The sequence below is a fragment of the Variovorax boronicumulans genome (genome assembly GCF_030812215.1).
In the GTDB taxonomy this organism is placed as follows: domain Bacteria; phylum Pseudomonadota; class Gammaproteobacteria; order Burkholderiales; family Burkholderiaceae_C; genus Variovorax; species Variovorax boronicumulans_C.
In genome coordinates this window covers 332,983-351,201 of record NZ_JAUSSG010000002.1, presented here as the reverse complement: position 1 = coordinate 351,201, position 18,219 = coordinate 332,983, and the positions used below count along the sequence as shown (strand labels likewise).

General features: G+C 66.7%; 17 protein-coding genes. 12 read left to right on the top strand and 5 right to left on the bottom strand.

Going from position 1 to position 18,219, the window contains the following annotated elements; genetic code table 11:
- Positions 1-71 precede the first annotated feature (71 nt).
- Together phaC and J2W23_RS07870 are read left to right on the top strand one after the other, a co-directional pair.
- Positions 72-1,841 (top strand): class I poly(R)-hydroxyalkanoic acid synthase, encoded by a 1,770-nt coding sequence (gene phaC, locus J2W23_RS07875; RefSeq protein ID WP_307648316.1) that lies wholly within the window; start codon positions 72-74, stop codon positions 1,839-1,841.
- Between the two features lie 53 nt (positions 1,842-1,894).
- Positions 1,895-3,073: an acetyl-CoA C-acetyltransferase gene (locus J2W23_RS07870; protein WP_176656629.1), complete on the top strand. Its 1,179-nt coding sequence runs from the start codon at positions 1,895-1,897 to the stop codon at positions 3,071-3,073.
- Positions 3,074-3,204: 131 nt separating this feature from the next.
- Here J2W23_RS07870 and J2W23_RS07865 read toward each other — a convergent pair whose 3' ends face one another.
- A complete protein-coding gene (locus J2W23_RS07865) occupies positions 3,205-3,837 on the bottom strand; it encodes a glutathione S-transferase family protein (protein ID WP_176656630.1) in 633 nt (210 codons plus the stop codon).
- A gap of 28 nt (positions 3,838-3,865) precedes the next feature.
- On the opposite strand from J2W23_RS07865, the gene yghU reads away from it, so the two are divergent.
- Positions 3,866-4,744 carry a glutathione-dependent disulfide-bond oxidoreductase gene (gene yghU / locus J2W23_RS07860; RefSeq protein ID WP_307648315.1) on the top strand — a complete coding sequence of 293 codons (879 nt, stop codon included), beginning with the start codon at positions 3,866-3,868 and terminating at the stop codon, positions 4,742-4,744.
- 213 nt (positions 4,745-4,957) lie between these two features.
- Here yghU and J2W23_RS07855 read toward each other — a convergent pair whose 3' ends face one another.
- A complete protein-coding gene (locus J2W23_RS07855; RefSeq protein WP_307648314.1) occupies positions 4,958-5,878 on the bottom strand; it encodes a LysR family transcriptional regulator in 921 nt (306 codons plus the stop codon).
- 106 nt (positions 5,879-5,984) lie between these two features.
- Here J2W23_RS07855 and J2W23_RS07850 point away from each other — a divergent pair, with 106 nt between their 5' ends.
- From J2W23_RS07850 to J2W23_RS07830, 5 genes are all read left to right on the top strand, one after another.
- Entirely contained in the window at positions 5,985-6,962 is a 978-nt protein-coding gene (locus J2W23_RS07850) for a tripartite tricarboxylate transporter substrate binding protein (RefSeq protein ID WP_307648313.1), read from the top strand.
- A gap of 15 nt (positions 6,963-6,977) precedes the next feature.
- On the top strand, positions 6,978-7,868 hold the full coding sequence (locus J2W23_RS07845) for an FAS1-like dehydratase domain-containing protein (protein ID WP_307648312.1): 891 nt from the start codon (positions 6,978-6,980) through the stop codon (positions 7,866-7,868).
- Between the two features lie 16 nt (positions 7,869-7,884).
- A complete protein-coding gene (locus J2W23_RS07840; protein WP_307648311.1) occupies positions 7,885-9,066 on the top strand; it encodes a CaiB/BaiF CoA transferase family protein in 1,182 nt (393 codons plus the stop codon).
- Positions 9,063-9,923 (top strand): HpcH/HpaI aldolase/citrate lyase family protein, encoded by an 861-nt coding sequence (locus J2W23_RS07835; protein WP_307648310.1) that lies wholly within the window; start codon positions 9,063-9,065, stop codon positions 9,921-9,923. Before J2W23_RS07840 ends, J2W23_RS07835 begins: the two co-directional genes overlap by 4 nt.
- Positions 9,924-10,030: 107 nt before the next feature.
- Positions 10,031-10,972 (top strand): tripartite tricarboxylate transporter substrate-binding protein, encoded by a 942-nt coding sequence (locus J2W23_RS07830; RefSeq protein ID WP_218104413.1) that lies wholly within the window; start codon positions 10,031-10,033, stop codon positions 10,970-10,972.
- Positions 10,973-10,994: 22 nt separating this feature from the next.
- On the opposite strand, the gene J2W23_RS07825 is transcribed toward J2W23_RS07830, so the two are convergent.
- Positions 10,995-11,858, bottom strand: a complete 864-nt coding sequence (locus J2W23_RS07825) for a LysR substrate-binding domain-containing protein (RefSeq protein WP_307648308.1) — start codon at positions 11,856-11,858, stop codon at positions 10,995-10,997.
- A gap of 104 nt (positions 11,859-11,962) precedes the next feature.
- Between J2W23_RS07825 and J2W23_RS07820 the strand changes: the two genes are divergently transcribed.
- Positions 11,963-12,844 (top strand): DMT family transporter, encoded by an 882-nt coding sequence (locus J2W23_RS07820; RefSeq protein ID WP_307648307.1) that lies wholly within the window; start codon positions 11,963-11,965, stop codon positions 12,842-12,844.
- Between the two features lie 26 nt (positions 12,845-12,870).
- On the opposite strand, the gene J2W23_RS07815 is transcribed toward J2W23_RS07820, so the two are convergent.
- The gene (locus J2W23_RS07815; protein ID WP_307648306.1) at positions 12,871-13,392 is read right to left on the bottom strand and encodes a CinA family protein; all 522 of its coding nucleotides are present in this window, start codon (positions 13,390-13,392) and stop codon (positions 12,871-12,873) included.
- On the bottom strand, positions 13,389-14,039 hold the full coding sequence (locus J2W23_RS07810; protein ID WP_307648305.1) for a DJ-1/PfpI family protein: 651 nt from the start codon (positions 14,037-14,039) through the stop codon (positions 13,389-13,391). Before J2W23_RS07810 ends, J2W23_RS07815 begins: the two co-directional genes overlap by 4 nt.
- 194 nt (positions 14,040-14,233) lie before the next feature.
- Between J2W23_RS07810 and phbB the strand changes: the two genes are divergently transcribed.
- The 3 genes from phbB to ybaL all read left to right on the top strand — a co-directional run bounded on the left by phbB (position 14,234) and on the right by ybaL (position 18,209).
- The gene (gene phbB / locus J2W23_RS07805) at positions 14,234-14,971 is read left to right on the top strand and encodes an acetoacetyl-CoA reductase (protein WP_176656640.1); all 738 of its coding nucleotides are present in this window, start codon (positions 14,234-14,236) and stop codon (positions 14,969-14,971) included.
- A gap of 126 nt (positions 14,972-15,097) precedes the next feature.
- Entirely contained in the window at positions 15,098-16,441 is a 1,344-nt protein-coding gene (locus J2W23_RS07800) for a dicarboxylate/amino acid:cation symporter (protein ID WP_176656641.1), read from the top strand.
- A 58-nt stretch (positions 16,442-16,499) separates the two neighbouring features.
- A complete protein-coding gene (ybaL, locus tag J2W23_RS07795; RefSeq protein WP_307648304.1) occupies positions 16,500-18,209 on the top strand; it encodes a YbaL family putative K(+) efflux transporter in 1,710 nt (569 codons plus the stop codon).
- The last annotated feature ends 10 nt before the right edge of the window (positions 18,210-18,219 follow it).

The following is an 18,219-nucleotide window of genomic DNA, read 5'->3' as shown; positions in this document are numbered from 1 at the left end:
GCCGTGCGAATGCAGGATACTCAAAACACGCACCCATCCGGATTCGATTCAGGCGAGGACCAGGAGACATGATGAAGCAACAAGCGACGGGGGCGGATGCATTCGCGCCCTTCCAGAAGGCACTTTCCGAGGGCTGGACCCAGGCACTGGCATCGTTCCAGCAGTCCGCCGCGAAGGGGGCCTCGGCCTTCGATGTCGGCGGCAGTCCTCTGTGGCAGATACCGCAGATGCCCCAGATGCCATCAGGCGCAAAGATGCCCGATCTGCCCAAGATCGCCATCGACCCCCAGAAGCTCCAGTCCATCCAGCAGCAGTACGTCGCGGAAGCCACGGCGCTCTGGAGCCAGGGCTTCCAAGCGAAGCCCGAAGGCGACAAGCGTTTCGCCTCCGATGCATGGGGCAGCAACCCGCTCGCAGCCTTCTCGGCGGCCGTCTACCTGCTCAATGGCCGCACCATGCTGAACATGGCCGAGGCCATCGACGCCGACGAAAAGACCAAGGCGCGCCTGCGCTTCGCGGTCGAGCAATGGATGGCTGCCTCGTCGCCCAGCAACTCGCTCGCCTTCAACGCCGAGGCGCAGAAGAAGGCCATCGACACGCAGGGCGAGAGCATCGCCAAGGGCATCCAGAACCTGCTCAACGATGTGAAGCAGGGGCACCTGAGCATGACCGACGAGAGCGCCTTCGAAGTGGGGCGCAACGTGGCGACCACCGAGGGCGCGGTGGTCTTCGAGAACGAGTTCTTCCAGCTCCTCGAATACAAGCCGCTCACCGCCAAGGTGTACGAGCGGCCCTTCCTGCTGGTGCCGCCTTGCATCAACAAGTTCTACATCCTCGACCTGCAGCCCGAGAACTCGCTGATCCGCTATGCGAACGAGCAGGGCCATCGCGTGTTCGTGGTGAGCTGGCGCAACCCCGACGAGTCGCTCGCCAAGGCCACCTGGGACGACTACATCGAGAACGCCGCGATCCAGGCGATCCACACGGTGCAGGACATCAGCGGGAGCAGGCAGATCAATGTGCTGGGCTTCTGCGTGGGCGGCACCATCCTGAGCACCGCGCTGGCCGTGCTCGCGGGGCGTGGCGAGAAGCCCGCCGCGTCGGTCACGCTGCTCACTACATTCCTCGACTTCAGCGACACCGGCATCCTCGACATCTTTGTCGACGAGCCGATGGTTGCGTACCGCGAAATGCAGCTCGGCAAGGGCGGCCTGCTGCCCGGCGGCGACCTGGCTTCCACCTTCAGCTTCCTGCGCCCGAACGACCTCGTGTGGAACTACGTGGTCGGCAACTACCTGAAGGGCGAGACACCGCCGCCCTTCGACCTGCTCTACTGGAACAGCGACGCCACCAACCTGCCGGGTCCGTTCTACGCCTGGTACCTGCGCAACACGTACCACGAGAACAAGCTCGCCAAGCCCAATGCGCTCACGGTGTGCGGCCAGAAGATCGATCTCGGCAAGATCGACATTCCGGCCTACATCTACGGTTCGCGCGAAGACCACATCGTGCCGATCGGCGGCGCGTATGCCTCCACGCAGCTGCTGCCGGGCAAGAAGCGCTTCGTCATGGGGGCTTCGGGACATATCGCCGGCGTGATCAACCCGCCCGCCAAGAAAAAGCGCAGCCACTGGATTCGCGACGACGGCAAGTTCCCCAAGACCCAGGCCGAATGGCTGACCGGTGCCACCGAGCGTCCCGGCAGCTGGTGGACCGACTGGGCACAATGGCTCAAGGGCCACGCGGGCAAGCAAATCGCCGCACCCAGGACCTACGGCAACGGCAAGGCCTACAAGGCCATCGAGCCGGCACCCGGGCGCTACGTCAAGGCCAGGGCCTGACCCAAGACCTCACAACCACGACCTCGATCAACATCACTTCAACGGAGAACCTCATGGAAGACATCGTCATCGTTTCGGCCGCACGCACGCCGGTCGGCAAGTTCGGCGGCTCGCTCGCCGGCATCGCAGCCACCGAACTGGGGGCACTGGTCATCAAGGAAGTGATTGCGCGCGCCAACCTCACGGCCGAGCAGGTCGGCGAGGCCATCATGGGCCAGGTGCTGGCGGCCGGTGCGGGCCAGAACCCCGCGCGCCAGGCGTGGCTCAAGAGCGGCGGCGCCAAGGAAACCCCGGCGCTCACCATCAACGCCGTCTGCGGCTCGGGCCTGAAGGCCGTGATGCTCGCGGCGCAGGCCGTGGCCACGGGCGACAGCGAAATCGTGATCGCCGGCGGCCAGGAGAACATGAGCGCCGCGCCTCACGTGCTGCCCAACTCGCGCAACGGCCAGCGCATGGGCGACTGGAAACTGGTCGACACCATGATCGTGGACGGCCTGTGGGACGTCTACAACCAGTACCACATGGGCATCACCGCCGAGAACGTGGCCAAGAAGTACGGCATCGACCGCGCCGCGCAGGATGAACTGGCGCTCGCCAGCCAGACCAAGGCCGCCGCCGCGCAGGACGCGGGCAAGTTCAAGGACGAGATCGTCGGTGTGAGCATCCCGCAGAAGAAGGGCGACCCGATCGTCTTCAGCCAGGACGAGTTCATCAACCGCAAGACCAGCGCCGAAGGCCTGGCGGGCCTGCGCCCCGCCTTCGACAAGGCCGGCGGCGTGACCGCGGGCAATGCCTCGGGCCTGAACGACGGCGCTGCCGCCGTGATGGTGATGACGGCCAAGAAGGCCGCCGCGCTCGGCCTGAAGCCGCTCGGCCGCATCGCGAGCTACGCCACCGCCGGACTCGATCCGGCCATCATGGGCATGGGCCCGGTGCCCGCATCGACCAAGGCGCTGCAGCGCGCCGGCTGGAAGGCCGCCGATCTCGACCTGCTCGAGATCAACGAAGCCTTCGCTGCCCAGGCCTGCGCGGTGAACAAGGAAATGGGCTGGGACGTGAACAAGGTCAACGTGAACGGCGGCGCGATTGCCATCGGCCACCCCATTGGCGCGTCGGGCTGCCGCATCCTGGTGACGCTGCTGCACGAAATGCAACGCCAGAACGCCAAGAAGGGCATTGCCTCGCTGTGCATCGGCGGCGGCATGGGCGTCGCGCTGACGATCGAACGCTGAGAAGGCGCGAATAAACCTGCTGCGCACCCCGATCTCGCATCTGCGGTCCTCACCGGACCTGGGTACGGTTCCGGTCCTCGACGCGACCTTGGGGCGCTCGCAACGGTTTCTTCGCACCTTCTCCAGATCGCTCAGCGCGACATCGACGGCCGCTCGGCCATCGCCGCGCGCCAGCGCACGAGCTCGGGGTGCTGCTCCCCGGGCTTGACCCGCACGATGCGCGCGAAATCCACCGCCGCCACGGCGGTGATGTCGGCCAGGCTGAAGCGGTCGGTGGCGACGAATTCGCGGCCGGCCAGCCGGTCGTTCAACGTCTGGAAGAAATGCTGCACGCGCGCCAGCCCGCGCTGTGCCAGTTCCGGAATCTGCGCATAGTTCACCGGCCCCGGCAGCGCCCGGTCGGCCAGCGCCGGCGAGCCGTTGCGCATCGTCTCCGCGATGGCGAGCAAACCCTCGAACTCGATGCGCCAGTTCCAGCTGGCGATCTCCGCTTTTTCGGCGGGCGTGCGGCCCATCAGCGGCGGTTCGGGGTAGCGCGCTTCCAGCCAGGCCGCGATCGCGGCGTTGTCGGTCAGCAGGCCGTCTTCCTCGGTGCGCAGCGCCGGCACCGTGCATTGCGGATTGATCGCGCGGTAGGCCTCGCCCAATTGCTCACCACGAACCAGGTCGACCTGCACCGTCTCGTGGGCAATGCCCTTCTCGGCCAGCAGGATGCGCGCACGGCGCGGGCTCGGCGCCGTGGCGCAGTCATAGAGAATGATCATCGTCTGTCCAACTTTCGGAATTCATCGCATGAATGGCACGACCGCCTACACGCCGCCCACCGTCTGGTCCTGGAACAAGGAAAGCGGCGGCCGCTTCGCGAACATCAACCGTCCCATCGCAGGCGCCACTCATGAGAAAGACCTGCCGGTGGGCAAGCACCCGCTGCAACTCTATTCGCTGGCGACGCCCAACGGCGTGAAAGTGACGGTGATGCTCGAAGAGCTGCTGGCGCTGGGCCACACGGGCGCCGAGTACGACGCCTGGCTGATCCGCATCAGCGAAGGCGACCAGTTCGGCAGCGGCTTCGTGGCGGTGAACCCGAACTCCAAGATCCCCGCGCTCATGGACCGCAGCGGCACCACGCCGATCCGGGTGTTCGAGTCGGGCGCGATCCTGCAGTACCTCGCCGAGAAGTTCGGCAACGCGTTCTTTCCGACCGGGCGTGCGGCGCGCGCCGAATGCCTGTCGTGGCTGTTCTGGCAGATGGGCAGTGCGCCGTACCTGGGTGGTGGGTTCGGGCACTTCTATGCCTACGCGCCGACGAAGATCGAATACGCCATCGACCGCTTCGCGATGGAGGTGAAGCGCCAGCTCGACGTGCTCGATCGCCGTCTGGCCGAAAGCCGCTACCTGGCCGGCGACGACTACACGATTGCCGACATCGCCGTCTGGCCCTGGTACGGCGCGCTCGCCAAGGGGCAGCTCTACGAATCGGGCGAGTTCCTGCAGGTGAGCGAATACAGGAACGTGCGGCGCTGGAGCGACGAGATCGCGCAGCGCCCCGCCGCACAGCGCGGGCGCATGGTCAATCGCGCCTGGGGCCAGCCCGAGAGCCAGCTGCACGAGCGCCACGATGCCGCCGATTTCGACACCCGCACCCAGGACAAGCTCGAGACCCCGAAGTGAGCGCCGCACAGCGCTGAACGGGACGAAGGCGGCCGATCTTGTTCACCGCCTGATTTTTGAGCAAAGTGTGGAATCCCTTTATAAAACAACGAGTTAAATTCGTTTTACAAGGCTCCACATGAGTTGTCCCCAAAGTTGTGCACAGAAAATGGGGATGAGATCGCGGGCCTGAGATGCCGCCTGCAAGTTGGCGCAATACCACAGGAAAAGGCCTCAGGCGCTCGCCGAAACCGACTCTCCGGCCGCCGCGTAGTGCCGGCATAGCGTGTCCACCAGCGCCTGCGCATACACCGGCAGTGCCGCCCGGCTGCGCACCAGCAGATAGCGCTCGCGCACGCACCACGCATCGCTGAGATCGATCAGCGCGAGCTGCATGCTTTCCTGGTTGCGCCGCGCCGCCGACTCGGGCACGACGCCGATACCCACGCCGCTGCCGATCATCCGGCACATCGCGTCGAAGCTGCCCAGCTGGATGCGCAGCTTCTGGCGCTTGCCGAGGTTGTCCGTGATCTGCGCGAGAAAGGTCTGCAGCGTGCTGCCTTGCTGCATGCCGATGGCGTCTTCGTCGAGCGTCTCCGCGAATGAAATCTTCCGGCGCTTCGCGAAGCGGTGCTTGCGCGAGGTGACGAGCACCAGCCGGTCGGTGCTGAAGTGGATCGCCTCCAAACCCAGCGTGTCGACCCGGCCCGCGACGATCCCGATGTCGGCGCGGCCGTCGAGCACGCCGCGCGGGATCTGAGCATTCGGTTTTTCCTGAAGGTCGACGTTGATGCGCGGGTTGCTTGCGAGGAAACCGGGCAGGATTTCGGGCAGGAAGTCGGTCACCGCGGTGGTGTTGGCGAACACACGCAGATGGCCGCGCAGGCCGCCACCGTATTCGAGCAGGTCGTCGCGCAGCTGCTCGGTCTGGTGCAGCACCAGACGTGCATGGTGAAGAAAGGCTTCTCCCGGAGGAAGAAGACGCACGCCGCGGGCCTCGCGCTGCAGCAGTTGCAGCCCCGCCTGCGTTTCCAGCGCCTTGATGCGCGCGCTGGCCGCGGCCAGCGAAAGGTGCTGCCGCTCGGCCGCCCGCGTGAGGTTGCCGAGCTCGGCGGTGGCGACGAAAAGGCGCAGGTCGGTGAGGTCGAAAAGCATGGCGCATCGTAGCCAGGCCTTCGGAAATTCAGAAGCCTGGGTTCCGAAATCGCAGATTGCGCGCGGTGCCACGGCAAACGACCATGCGGCCATGGAGACAAAGACAATGACATTCCGCGCCCTCGCGCTTCTTTCGCTCGCGGCAGCCACGCTGATCGCCGCGGCCCCCGCAACCGCCCAGCCCTATCCCACGCGCCCCATCACGCTCGTCGTGCCGCAGGCCGCGGGCGGCACCAACGACATCGTCGGCCGCCTCGTCGGCCAGAAGCTCGGCGAGGTGATGAACAACGCCAGCGTGGTCGTCGACAACCGGCCCGGCGCGGGCGGCAACATCGGCACGCAGCTGGTCGCCAAGGGCCCGAAGGACGGCTACACGCTGCTCATGACGATCAGCAGCAGCCAGGCGATCAACCCGGCGCTCTACAAGAACCCGGGCTTCGATCCGGTGAAGGACTTCAAGCCCGTTGGCCTCATCGGCGCGGTGCCCAACGTGCTGCTGGTCAACCCTTCGTTTCCTGCCAAGGACTTCAACGAGTTCCTGAAGCTCGCACGGGCCAAGGGCGCGAACTACCAGTACGCCTCGGCCGGCAACGGCACGCTCAACCACCTGCTCGGCGAAATGCTCAACAGCATGGCGGGCATCTCGTTGCAGCACGTGCCCTACAAAGGCGTGGCGCCTGCGCTCAACGACGTGCTGGGCGGGCAACTGCCGATCGTGTTCGCGAGCCTGCCCTCGGCGCTCTCGCACATCAAGGCCGGCAAGCTGCGCGCGCTGGCCGTGAGCGGCGACAAGCGCTCGCCGGTGCTGCCCGACGTGCCCACCATCGCCGAGGCGGTGCCGGGCTACAACGGCACGCTGTGGATCGGCCTCTTCGCACCCGCGGGTGTGCCGGCCGACGTGCTCGCCACCCTGCAGGACGCCACGCGCAAGGCGCTGGCCGCGAAGGACCTGCGCGACAAGCTCGACCAGCAAGGCGTCGAGATCGCAGCGCCCACCACGCCCGACCAGTTTTCGAAACTGCTGCAGGACGATCTCGCCAAGTGGGCGCGGATCGTCAAAGCATCCGGCGCTGCGGTCGATTGATTGATTGAAGAACCCATGAATCCTGAGAATCCCACCCCTCTGATCGACGCCGACGCGCTCGCCAAGCTCCAGGCCTGGCAAGGCCGCAGCGAAACGTTGGCCGACGACATCACGGCCGCGCCGGTCCGCGCGCTCTCCGCCACGCTCGACCGCGACGATGCGCTGCCCGCATTCGGCACGCGCCTGCCCGAGCTGTGGCACTGGCTCTACTTTCTTCCGCATCACCGCCAATCGGAGATCGGCGAAGACGGCCATGCGAAACGCGGTGGGTTCCTCCCGCCCGTGCCGCTGCCTCGCCGCATGTGGGCGGGCGGGCGCTTGAATTGGGAAGCGGGCAACCCGCTGCAAGTGGGCGACAAGGTCGAGCGCACCTCGACCATCGCCTCGGTCACCCACAAGGCCGGCCGTACCGGCGAGCTGGTTTTCGTGCTGGTGCGCCACGAGGTGCGCAACGAACGCGGCCTTGCGCTGACCGAGGAGCACGACATCGTCTACCGCGCCGCCGCCGCACCCGGCGAGAAGGCGCCGCCGCCCACGCCCGCCCCGAAGGATGCCGCCTTCAGCCGCGAGATCGTGCCCGACGACGTGCTGCTGTTCCGCTACTCGGCGCTGACCTTCAACGGCCACCGCATCCACTACGACCGTCGCTACGTGACGGAAGTCGAGGGCTATCCGGGCCTGATCGTGCACGGCCCGCTGATCGCGACGCTGCTGGTCGACCTGTTGCGACGCAACGTGCCGGGCGCGCAGCTCGCGCGCTTCGAATTCCGCGCGGTGCGGCCGACCTTCGACATCGCCCCGTTCCGCGTGCACGGCAAGCCAGGCGCCGACAACAAGACCTTCAGCCTCTGGGGCGAAGACGCCGACGGCTGGCTCACGATGCAGGCCACGGCCGTGCTCGCCTGAGGAAAGACACACAGACATGACAAGACCCCTGGACGGCATCACCGTCATCTCGCTAGAACACGCCATCGCCGCGCCGTTCTGTACTCGCCAACTGGCCGACCTCGGTGCCCGCGTCATCAAGGTGGAGCGCCCCGAAGTGGGCGACTTCGCGCGCGCCTACGACGGGCGCGTGGGCGGGGAGGCCTCGCACTTCGTGTGGGTGAACCGCTCGAAGGAAAGCCTCACGCTCGACCTGAAGCAGCCCGCCGCGCTCGCGGTGCTGCAGGAACTCGTGGCCGATGCCGACGTGCTGGTGCAGAACCTCGCGCCCGGCGCGGCGGCGCGCATGGGCCTGGGCGCCGAGGTGCTGCAGGCGAAGCACCCGCGTCTCATCGTCTGCGACATCTCGGGTTATGGCGAAGACGGACCGTACCGCGACAAGAAGGCCTACGACCTGCTGATCCAGAGCGAGGCGGGTTTTCTTTCGGTCACCGGCACGCCCGAAGACCCGTGCAAGTCGGGCAACTCCATCGCCGACATCGCGGCGGGCATGTATGCCTACACCGGCATCCTCGCGGCGCTGCTCCAGCGCGGCAAGACCGGCAAGGGCTCGCACATCGACGTGTCGATGCTCGAATCGCTCGCCGAGTGGATGGGCTACCCCATGTACTACGCCTACGAGGGCGCGCCGCCGCCGCCGCGCAGCGCCGCATCGCACGCGACCATCTACCCCTACGGCCCGTTCCCCGCGGGAGACGGCGGCACGGTGATGCTGGGCCTGCAGAACGAGCGCGAGTGGCGCACCTTCTGCGAGAAGGTGCTGCTGCAGGCGGGGCTCGCGACCGATGCGCGCTTCGACAGCAACGCGCGCCGCAACGAACACCGCGAGGCGCTGCGCGCGATCATCGTGGAGACCTTCGGCGCGCTGAGCACGGCGCAGGTGCTCGAGCGGCTCGATGCCGCGCAGATCGCCAACGCACGCATGAACGACATGGCCGGGCTCTGGGCGCATCCGCAATTGCAGGCGCGCGATCGGTGGCGGCAGGTGGGCTCGCCGGCCGGTGACATTCCGGCGCTGCTGCCGGCCGGGCGGCAGAGCGCGTTCGACTACCGCATGGATGCCATTCCCGCTGTCGGCGAGCACACCGAGGCGATCCTGCGCGGGCTCGGGCGGAGCGATGTGGACATCGCGGCGCTGCGCGAGGCGAGGGCGGTTTGAACAACCCGCCGCTCGCGCTGGCGCGCACCTTTCTCTTCGTGCCCGCCGACCGGCCGGAGCGTCATGCGCGGGCGCTGGCTGCCGGTACGGGCGGTGTGATCGTCGATCTCGAAGACGCGGTGGCGCCCGAGCGCAAGGCGTCGGCGCGCGAAGGGCTCGCCGCCTCGTTCGCCGCATTGCCCGACGCCGACCGGCAACGCCTGCTGGTACGCATCAATGCCGGTGGTACGCCGTGGCACGACGACGACTGCAAGGCCGTGGCCGCGCTGGTCGCGCAAGGCCTGATTGCGGGCGTGGTGCTGCCCAAGGCCGAGCGCGCGGACGATCTGCGTCGGTTGGCCGAAGCCGTCGGCCCGAAAGGCCTGCTTGTTCCCCTGATCGAATCGGCAGCCGGTCTCGCGGCGGTCGACGAACTCGCCGCGGCCGCGCAGGTGCTTCGGCTCGCTTTCGGCAATCTCGATTTCCAGGCCGATGTCGGCCTCGCCTGCGATGCGGACGAAGCCGAGCTGGTGCCCGTGCGCCTCGCATTGCTGCTGGCCACGCGCCGCGCCGGGCTGCCCGCACCCATCGATGGCGTGACGCCCGACTGGCGCGACACCCAACGTCTCGCCGCCGATACGGCGCGCGCGCGCCGCTGCGGCTTCGGCGCGAAGCTTTGCATCCACCCCGATCAGGTCGCTCCGGTGCACGCCGTACTCGGCCCGAGCGCCGACGAACTGGCATGGGCGCGCCGCGTGATCGACGAAGTCCGGTCCGCAGGCGGCGGCGTCGTCAGCCTCGATGGCCGCATGGTCGATGCGCCGGTGGTGCGCCTCGCCGAACGCCTGCTCGCGCTCGATGCGCAGTCGCCGCCCTGATTTCCGAACAAAGAAGACAGATCCAACAACCTAGGAGACAAGAAGTGAACCTGAAGAAGAACTGGAAAACACGAACCCTGCTGGCCGCATCGCTGGGCGCCTGCCTCATGGCAGCGCAATCGCCGGCCACCGCGCAGGCCCCCTGGCCCGACAAGCCCGTCACCATGGTCGTGCCCTATTCGGCCGGCGGCCCCACCGACGTGGTGGCGCGGATGCTGGCCATTCCCATGGGCAAGTCACTGGGCCAGACGGTGATCGTCGAGAACACCGTGGGCGCGGGCGGCACCATCGCGCCGACGCGCGTGGCCAAGGCGGCGCCCAACGGCTACACCATCCTCATCCACCACATGGGCATGGCCACGGCGCCCGCGCTCTACAAGAAGCTCAACTACGACCCGCTGAAGGACTTCGAGTACATCGGCCAGGTGCTCGACGTGCCGATGACGCTGCTCTCGCGCAAGGACTTTCCCGCCAGCACCTACCCCGAGCTGCTGGCCTACGTGAAGGCCAACAAGGACAAGGTCACGCTGGCCAATGCGGGCGTGGGCGCGGTGTCGCAACTGTGCGGGCTGCTGTTCATGAACCAGATCGGCGTGCAGCTGACGACCGTGCCGTACAAGGGCGCGGGCCCGGCGCTCAACGACCTCATGGGCGGGCAGGTCGACCTCTTGTGCGACCAGACCACGCAGACCGCGCCGGTCATCAAGGACGGCAACCGCGTGAAGGTGTTCGGCGTGACCACGCCCAAGCGGCTGTCGAGCATGCCCAACATTCCGACGCTCGACGAGCAGGGCTTGAAGGGCTTCGACGTGCGCGTGTGGCACGGCGTGTACGCGCCCAAGGGCACGCCGCCAGCCGTGGTCGAGAAGCTGAACGTGGCCTTGCGCGCCGCGCTGCAGGACGACATGGTCAAGCATCGCCTGGCGGAACTCAGCTCGGAGATCGTGCCCTTGGACAAGCAGACCCCCGAGAGCCTGCGTACGCACCTGGCGGCGGAGGTGGAGAAGTGGGGGAAGGTGATCCGCGCTGCGGGGGTGCAGGCGGACTGAAGACGGATTGAAGGCCTGCTCTTCAGCGCATGTTCGGTGAGCCGGCGTCGCGGCGGATCGCCGCGACCAGGTGCGCCGCGAGCAGGGCACCTGCTTCGGTGAGTGCCGGGGCGCGGTGCAGGCGGATGTCCGCCTTGGGGAGCCGGGGCATGCCGTCTTCCTTCGACAGCGCGCGAAGTCCCTTCGGAAAGGTCCCTGCCTTGAACACGCTCACGGCCAGCCCCTGCGCCACCACGGCCTCGACGGCCGCGCTGCTGTGACTGACGAACGCGAGCCGCCAGGGCCGGTGCGCCTTGTCCAGCGCCGCCATCGCCCATTCGCGGAAGAGGCACCCCGAGGGATAGAGGGCAACGGGCAGCGGGCCCGGCCCGTCGACGACACGGTCGGGGGCGGCAGCCCATACCGCCTGCTCGTGCCGGAGGAACTCGCCATCGCCCTGGTTCTTGGGATGCATGGCGATCACGAGATCGAAATCTTCACCGAGGCGTTCGGTCATCTTCGCGGTGAGTCCGGTCTCCATGCTCACGTGGATGCGCGGATAGCGCTGGCCGAAGCTCGCGAGCAGCGCGGGCACGACACTGGTGCCGTAGTCGTCCATGATCCCGAGCCGCACCTGGCCTTCGTTCTGGTGCTGGCGGATGCGGCCGAGCGCTTCGTCGTTCAGGGCCAGGATGCGGTGCGCGTAGCCCAGCAGGGCTTCGCCACTGGGCGTCAGGGCCACCTGCGAGGTGGTTCGTGCGAACAGCGTGGTGCCGAGCAACTCCTCGAGCCGCTTGACCTGCATGCTCACGGCCGACTGCGTGCGGTTCAGTTGCGCGGCTGTCCGGGTGAACGAACGCTGCCCGGCAACGGTGACGAAGGTCTTCAGCAGTTCGGGATCAAGCATGAGGGTACTCATCGAAAAAGGTGATAAATCTCATCAGCTTTATTCGATTGTTTTATCAGTTCCCGCTATTTAGCATCGTCCTTCAACGAGATACAAGGACGCCGGTGAGTGCACTTCTTTCGGGCTTGCTGGCTGCCGTCCTGTCGAGCGCCATGGGTGGCGCGGCTGTCGGTGCGACGCGTTTCGTCGCAGGCGCGATCGATCCGCTGGCGCTGGGGTCGCTGCGTTTCGGCATCGGTTTCGCGCTGCTGTTGCCCCTTGCGATGTTCCGGCGGCAGAACTGGCCGCGGCGGCAAGCAGTGCCGAAGGTCATCGCGCTCGGGTTGCTGTTCTTCGGCGCGTTTCCGGCGTTGTTCAACCTGTCGCTTCATTTCACGACCGCCGCGCGCGGCGCGCTCGCGCTGTCGACCTTGCCGCTGCTCACCATGGCCATCGCGGCGCTGCTCGGTGTTGAGCGACTCACGGCGCGCAAGTCGGTGGGCGTCATCACGGCGATGGGCGGCGTGGGCATGGCGTTGATCACGGGCCTTTCGGCAGCGCCGCCCGGTGCATGGCGCGGCGACCTCATGATGCTGGGCGCCGCACTGTGCATGGCGTTCTACAGCGTGTGGTCGCGACCCGTGATCCGGGAGACCGGGCCCGTGCCGTTCACGCTGGTGACCATGGGCAGCGGCGCCCTGTGCCTGATCGCGATCAGCGCATGGCGCGGCGGCTACGCGCCGATGGCGCAATTCGGCAATGTCCAGTGGATGTCCATCGCCTACCTGGGCGTGTTCGGCGGCGCGGTCGGCTTCTTCCTGTGGTCGTACGCGCTCGCGAGGACCACCCCGACGCTCGTGGCCCTGTCAGTCACCGTCAACCCGATCGCCGCAGCCTTCACCGGATGGGCGCTGATGGGCGAGCCGGTGCGGTGGAGTCTCGCTGCCGGGCTGTTGATGGTGTTTGCCGGCATCGCGATTTCGAGCACGTCGCGACGTGCGTCATAGATCCTGGATGCGGTTGGCCGACTGGGTCAGGAAAGAGCGTTTTGCGCCCGCAGGGTTTCATCGAAAAGCTGGAGCAATTGCCGCGCGAACACTTCCATGTTCGCGGGGCGGTCGGTGGTCCCGTTCTCGATGGTCCGGCTCACGGTGACTGCGCCCGCGATCGCCAAGCACACGTGCCCCGGCGCATCGCCATACGGACTCCCCGACGGCCCGGCCGCACCGCTTTCGCAGATGCCCCATGTTGCGCGGTGGCTCTCGCGGATGCGGGCGGCGATGAACCGGGCGTAGGGCTCGGTCTCTCCGCGCATGTCGCCGATGTCTTCGCGCGTCAGCCCGAGCAGCGCCTTGCCGGCGCGGCGCGAATAGACGACCGCGCCGCCGAGGAAGAACGCCGACGCGCCCGGAATGGCGAGCAGGGCGGCCGAGACGAGGCCGCCCGCCGACGACTCGGCGACCGCCACCGTCTGCCGCCGTTCGCGCAGCGCCGCACCGATGCGGGCGGCGAGCACGGGCAACGGCTCCAGGTCGAGCGAAGGCGCAGCGCTCACGGCGTCTTCCGAAGCTTGCCGCCCGGCTGCCGCACATAGGCCGGCGCGCGCTCGTGGCTCGCCGTGTTGCCGTAGACCGTGTCTGCCGGGTAGTACTCGGCCTGCAGTTGCACCTTGGCGGCAGCTTCCTCGCCGGCGGTGTGCGCGATGAAGGCGAGCATCAAGTCGGTGCCGGCCGAGACGCCGGCCGAAGTCCAGGTGTCGCCGTCCTGCACGAAGCGCTGCTCGACCACCTTCACATCACCGAGTGCGCGCAGCCGATCGAGCGAACCCCAGTGCGTGGTGGCTGTCTTGCCGGAAAGGAGGCCCGCCGCATGCAGCACGAAGGCGCCGGTGCACACCGACAGCAGCGCGTTGCACCCCGGCGCCTGCCGGGCCAGGAACTGCGTCATCGCAGGGTTGTCGACCTCGCGCCGCGTGCCCATGCCGCCGGGCACGAGCAGGTAGTCGAGCTTCGGGCAGTCTGCGAACGACACATGCGGGTTGATGGAAAGCCCCTTGGCGCAGACCACCGGCCCGGTTTTCTCTGCGACGATCAGGCAGTTTTCCGGTCCTGCGGCGAGCTTGCTCCACATGGTGAGCATTTCCCAGGGGCCGACGAAATCGAGTTCCTCGACGTCGGGGAATACGATGATCCCGAAATTCATACTTTCGAACTCCTTGAGGGCAACGCGTGGGCAAGAGCGTACAGGGCGCAGCATATAGGTTGCATGTGCGCGCGGCTCCGTGACAGCTGGTTGCAAGCTTGGCTCAGTGTTTTCCTCAGAGGTCGGTGGCGTGAAAATCGCTAGAGTGAAGGCGGCCGTTCAGGCTTTTGCCAAGCAAACATCAAGGAAATTTCATGAGCAAGAAAGTTGCATATGTCACCGGGGGCATGGGTGGCATCGGAACAGCCATCTGCCAACGTCTGTACAAGGACGGGTTCACCGTGGTCGCCGGATGCGGCCCTACACGCGACCATGCCAAGTGGCTCGCCGAACAGAAAGCCGAAGGCTTCGAGTTCCACGCCTCGGTCGGCAATGTCGGCGACTGGCAATCCACCGTCGAGGCGTTCTCCGCCGCCAAGGCAGCGCATGGCCCCATCGACGTGCTGGTCAACAACGCCGGCATCACGCGCGACCGCATGTTCCTCAAGATGACCCCTGAGGACTGGAGCGCGGTGATCGAGACCAACCTCAACAGCATGTTCAACGTCACCAAGCAGGTGGTGGGCGACATGGTCGAAAAGGGCTGGGGCCGCATCATCAACATCAGTTCGGTCAATGGCGCCAAGGGCCAGGCGGGCCAGACCAACTATTCGGCGGCCAAGGCCGGCATGCACGGTTTCACGATGGCGCTGGCGCAGGAGCTGGCGAACAAGGGCGTGACGGTCAACACCGTGAGCCCGGGCTACATCGGCACCGACATGGTCAAGGCCATCCGCCAGGAAGTGCTCGACAAGATCGTGGCCACCATCCCGGTCAAGCGCCTGGGCGAGCCGAGCGAGATCGCCTCGATCATCTCGTGGCTGGCCACCGACGAAGGCGGTTACTCGACGGGGGCCGACTTCTCGGTCAACGGCGGCCTTCACATGCATTGAGCATGCTGACTGCGACCTGATCGAAAAACCCGCTTCGGCGGGTTTTTTCATTTGAAGAATGTGGCTTTTACGAATGGAAAAGACCTGATACGGACCTAAAGTTTTCAACCCTTCCGGAGGCAAGTCATGGAACACACAACAAACACATCCGCCAAGAAGCTCCCGCTCTACCGCTCCCTCTATGTGCAGGTGATCACCGCGGTGATCATCGGCGTGCTGCTGGGCTATTTCTACCCCTCGGTCGGGGAGAGCATGAAGCCGCTGGGCGACGGCTTCATCAAGCTCATCAAGATGATCATTGCGCCGATCATCTTCTGCACGGTGGTGGTGGGCATCGCCGGCATGGAAGACATGAAGAAGGTCGGCAAGACCGGCGGCCTCGCGCTCCTGTACTTCGAGATCGTGAGCTCCATCGCGCTGGTGGTCGGCCTGGTGCTGGTCAACGTGCTCAAGCCCGGCGCCGGCATGAACATCGATCCGGCCACGCTGGACACCAAGTCCATCGCCGCCTACACCGGCCCGGGCAAGATGACCGGTACGGTCGACTTCCTGCTCAACATCATTCCCAGCACCATCGTCGATGCCTTCGCCAAGGGCGAGATCCTGCAGGTGCTGCTGATCGCGGTGCTGTTCGGCTTTGCCCTGCACCGCTTCGGCGGCCGCGGCACGCTGGTGTTCGATGTGATCGAGAAGGGCTCGCACGTGCTCTTCGTGATCGTGGGCTACATCATGAAGCTCGCGCCCATCGGCGCCTTCGGCGCCATGGCCTTCACCATCGGCAAGTACGGCGTGGGCAGCCTCTTCTCGCTCGGCAAGCTGATGGGCACGTTCTATCTCACGTGCCTCCTGTTCATCTTCGTGGTGCTCGGGCTCATTGCGCGCTTCCACGGATTCAGCATCTGGAAGTTCATCAAGTACATCAAGGAAGAACTGCTGATCGTGCTGGGCACGTCCTCCAGCGAATCGGTGCTGCCGCGCATGATGGAGAAGATGGAGAACCTGGGCGCCAACAAGACCTGCGTGGGCCTGGTGATCCCGACCGGCTACTCGTTCAACCTGGACGGCACCTCGATCTATCTCACGATGGCGGCGGTGTTCATCGCGCAGGCGACCAACACGCCGATGACGCTGGTGCAGGAGATCACCTTGCTCGCGGTGCTGCTGCTCACCTCCAAGGGCGCGGCAGGCGTCACGGGCAGCGGCTTCATCGTGCTGGCGGCCACGCTCTCGGCCGTGGGCCATGTGCCGGTGGCCGGCCTTGCGCTCATCCTGGGCATCGACCGCTTCATGTCCGAGGCGCGCGCGCTGACCAACCTGATCGGCAACGGCGTGGCCACCATCGTGGTCGCCAAGTGGACCAACGAGCTCGACACCGAGCGGCTGCAGGCGGGCCTGAACAACGAGAGCTGGGTCGAATCGCAAGAGCCCGAAGTGCTGGAAAGCGCCCGCGACAGCAAGATGGCGGGTTGATCCCTCCAGAAGGCCGTGTGAAATAAAAGGACAGGCATCGTTCCTGCAAAATGCAACGATGCCGCACAGCGTTTCCCTCATCAACACCATTGCCGCCGGCCTCGGCCTGGCGCTGGTGTTCGGTTTCCTGGCTGCCAAGCTGCGGTTGCCGGCGCTCGTGGGCTACCTCCTGGCGGGCGTGATCATCGGCCCGTTCACTCCCGGCTTCGTGGCCGATGCGGGCATCGCCGCGCAGCTCGCCGAAATCGGCGTCATGTTGCTGATGTTCGGCGTCGGCCTTCACTTTTCCCTCGACGACCTCCTGGCCGTGCGCAAGATCGCGCTGCCCGGCGCACTGGCGCAGATCGCCGTCGCCACGCTCCTCGGCGGCGGCCTTGCGATGTGGTGGGGCTGGAGCCCCGGCGCCGCGCTCGTGTTCGGCCTTGCGCTCTCGGTGGCCAGCACGGTCGTGCTGCTGCGTGCGCTCGAGAGCCTGGGCATCCTCGATTCGTTCACCGGCCGCATCGCCATCGGCTGGCTCGTCGTCGAAGACCTCGCCATGGTGCTCGTGCTGGTGCTCATGCCCCCGCTGGCCGGCGCGCTCGGCGGCACCCCCGACAACGGCGGCGGCCCCGCGGACCCGCTCTGGCAAACCCTCGGCCTCACGCTGCTGCAGGTCGGCGGCTTCGTCGCGCTGATGCTGGTGGTGGGGCGGCGCGTGTTCCCGTGGATCCTCTGGCAGGTCACGCGCACCGGCTCGCGCGAGCTCTTCACGCTGTGCGTGGTGGCCGCGGCCGTGAGCATCGCCTTTGCCTCGGCGGCGCTCTTCGGCGTGTCGTTCGCGCTCGGTGCCTTCTTTGCCGGCATGGTCATGCGCGAATCGCAGTTCAGCCACCGGGCGGCGCAGGAGTCCCTGCCGCTGCGCGATGCCTTCGCCGTGCTGTTCTTCGTGTCGGTGGGCATGCTGTTCGACCCCTCGGTGCTCATCGACCGCCCCCTGCAGGTGCTCGCGGTGGTGGGGGTGATCGTGCTGGGCAAGTCGCTCGCGGCCTGCGCGCTGGTGCTGGTGTTCCGCTACCCGCTGGCCACGGCGCTCACGGTGAGCGCGAGCCTGGCGCAGATCGGCGAGTTCTCTTTCATCCTGGCGGGGCTGGGCGTGTCGCTCGGCCTCTTGCCGGTCGAGGGGCAGAGCCTGGTGCTCGCGGGCGCGCTCATCTCCATTGCGACCAATCCGCTGTGGTTCAGCCTCATCGCACCGATGCAGAAGTGGCTCCACGCCCATTCCTCGTTCGCCCGCAAGCTCGAATCGCGCAGCGACCCGCTGGCCGAACTGCCGATGACCACCGAGGCGAAGTACCTCTCCAAGCAGGTGGTGCTGGTCGGCTATGGCCGCGTCGGGCGCCGCATCGCGGCCGAGCTGGATGCGAACGACATTCCTTATGTGGTGGCCGAGCAGAACCGCGAGCTGGTCGAGAAGCTGCGCGAGGCCGGCATCGCTGCCGTGTGGGGCGATGCGGCGGACCCGGCGGTGCTGATCCAGGCGCACATCGCGCGCGCCCGCGTGCTGGTGGTGGCCACGCCCGACACCCTGAACGTGCGCCAGATGATCGAGACCGCGCGCACGCTCAACCCGGCGATCCAGACCGTGATCCGCAGCCACAACGAGCAGGAAGCCAAGCTGCTCACGCAGGAAACGGCCGTGACGGTGTTTCTCGGCGAGCACGAACTCGCCCAGGCCATGGCGCGCGACGTGGTGCAGCGCGCGGTATCGATGGCCGTGCCGGCTTGAGCGCCGGCAG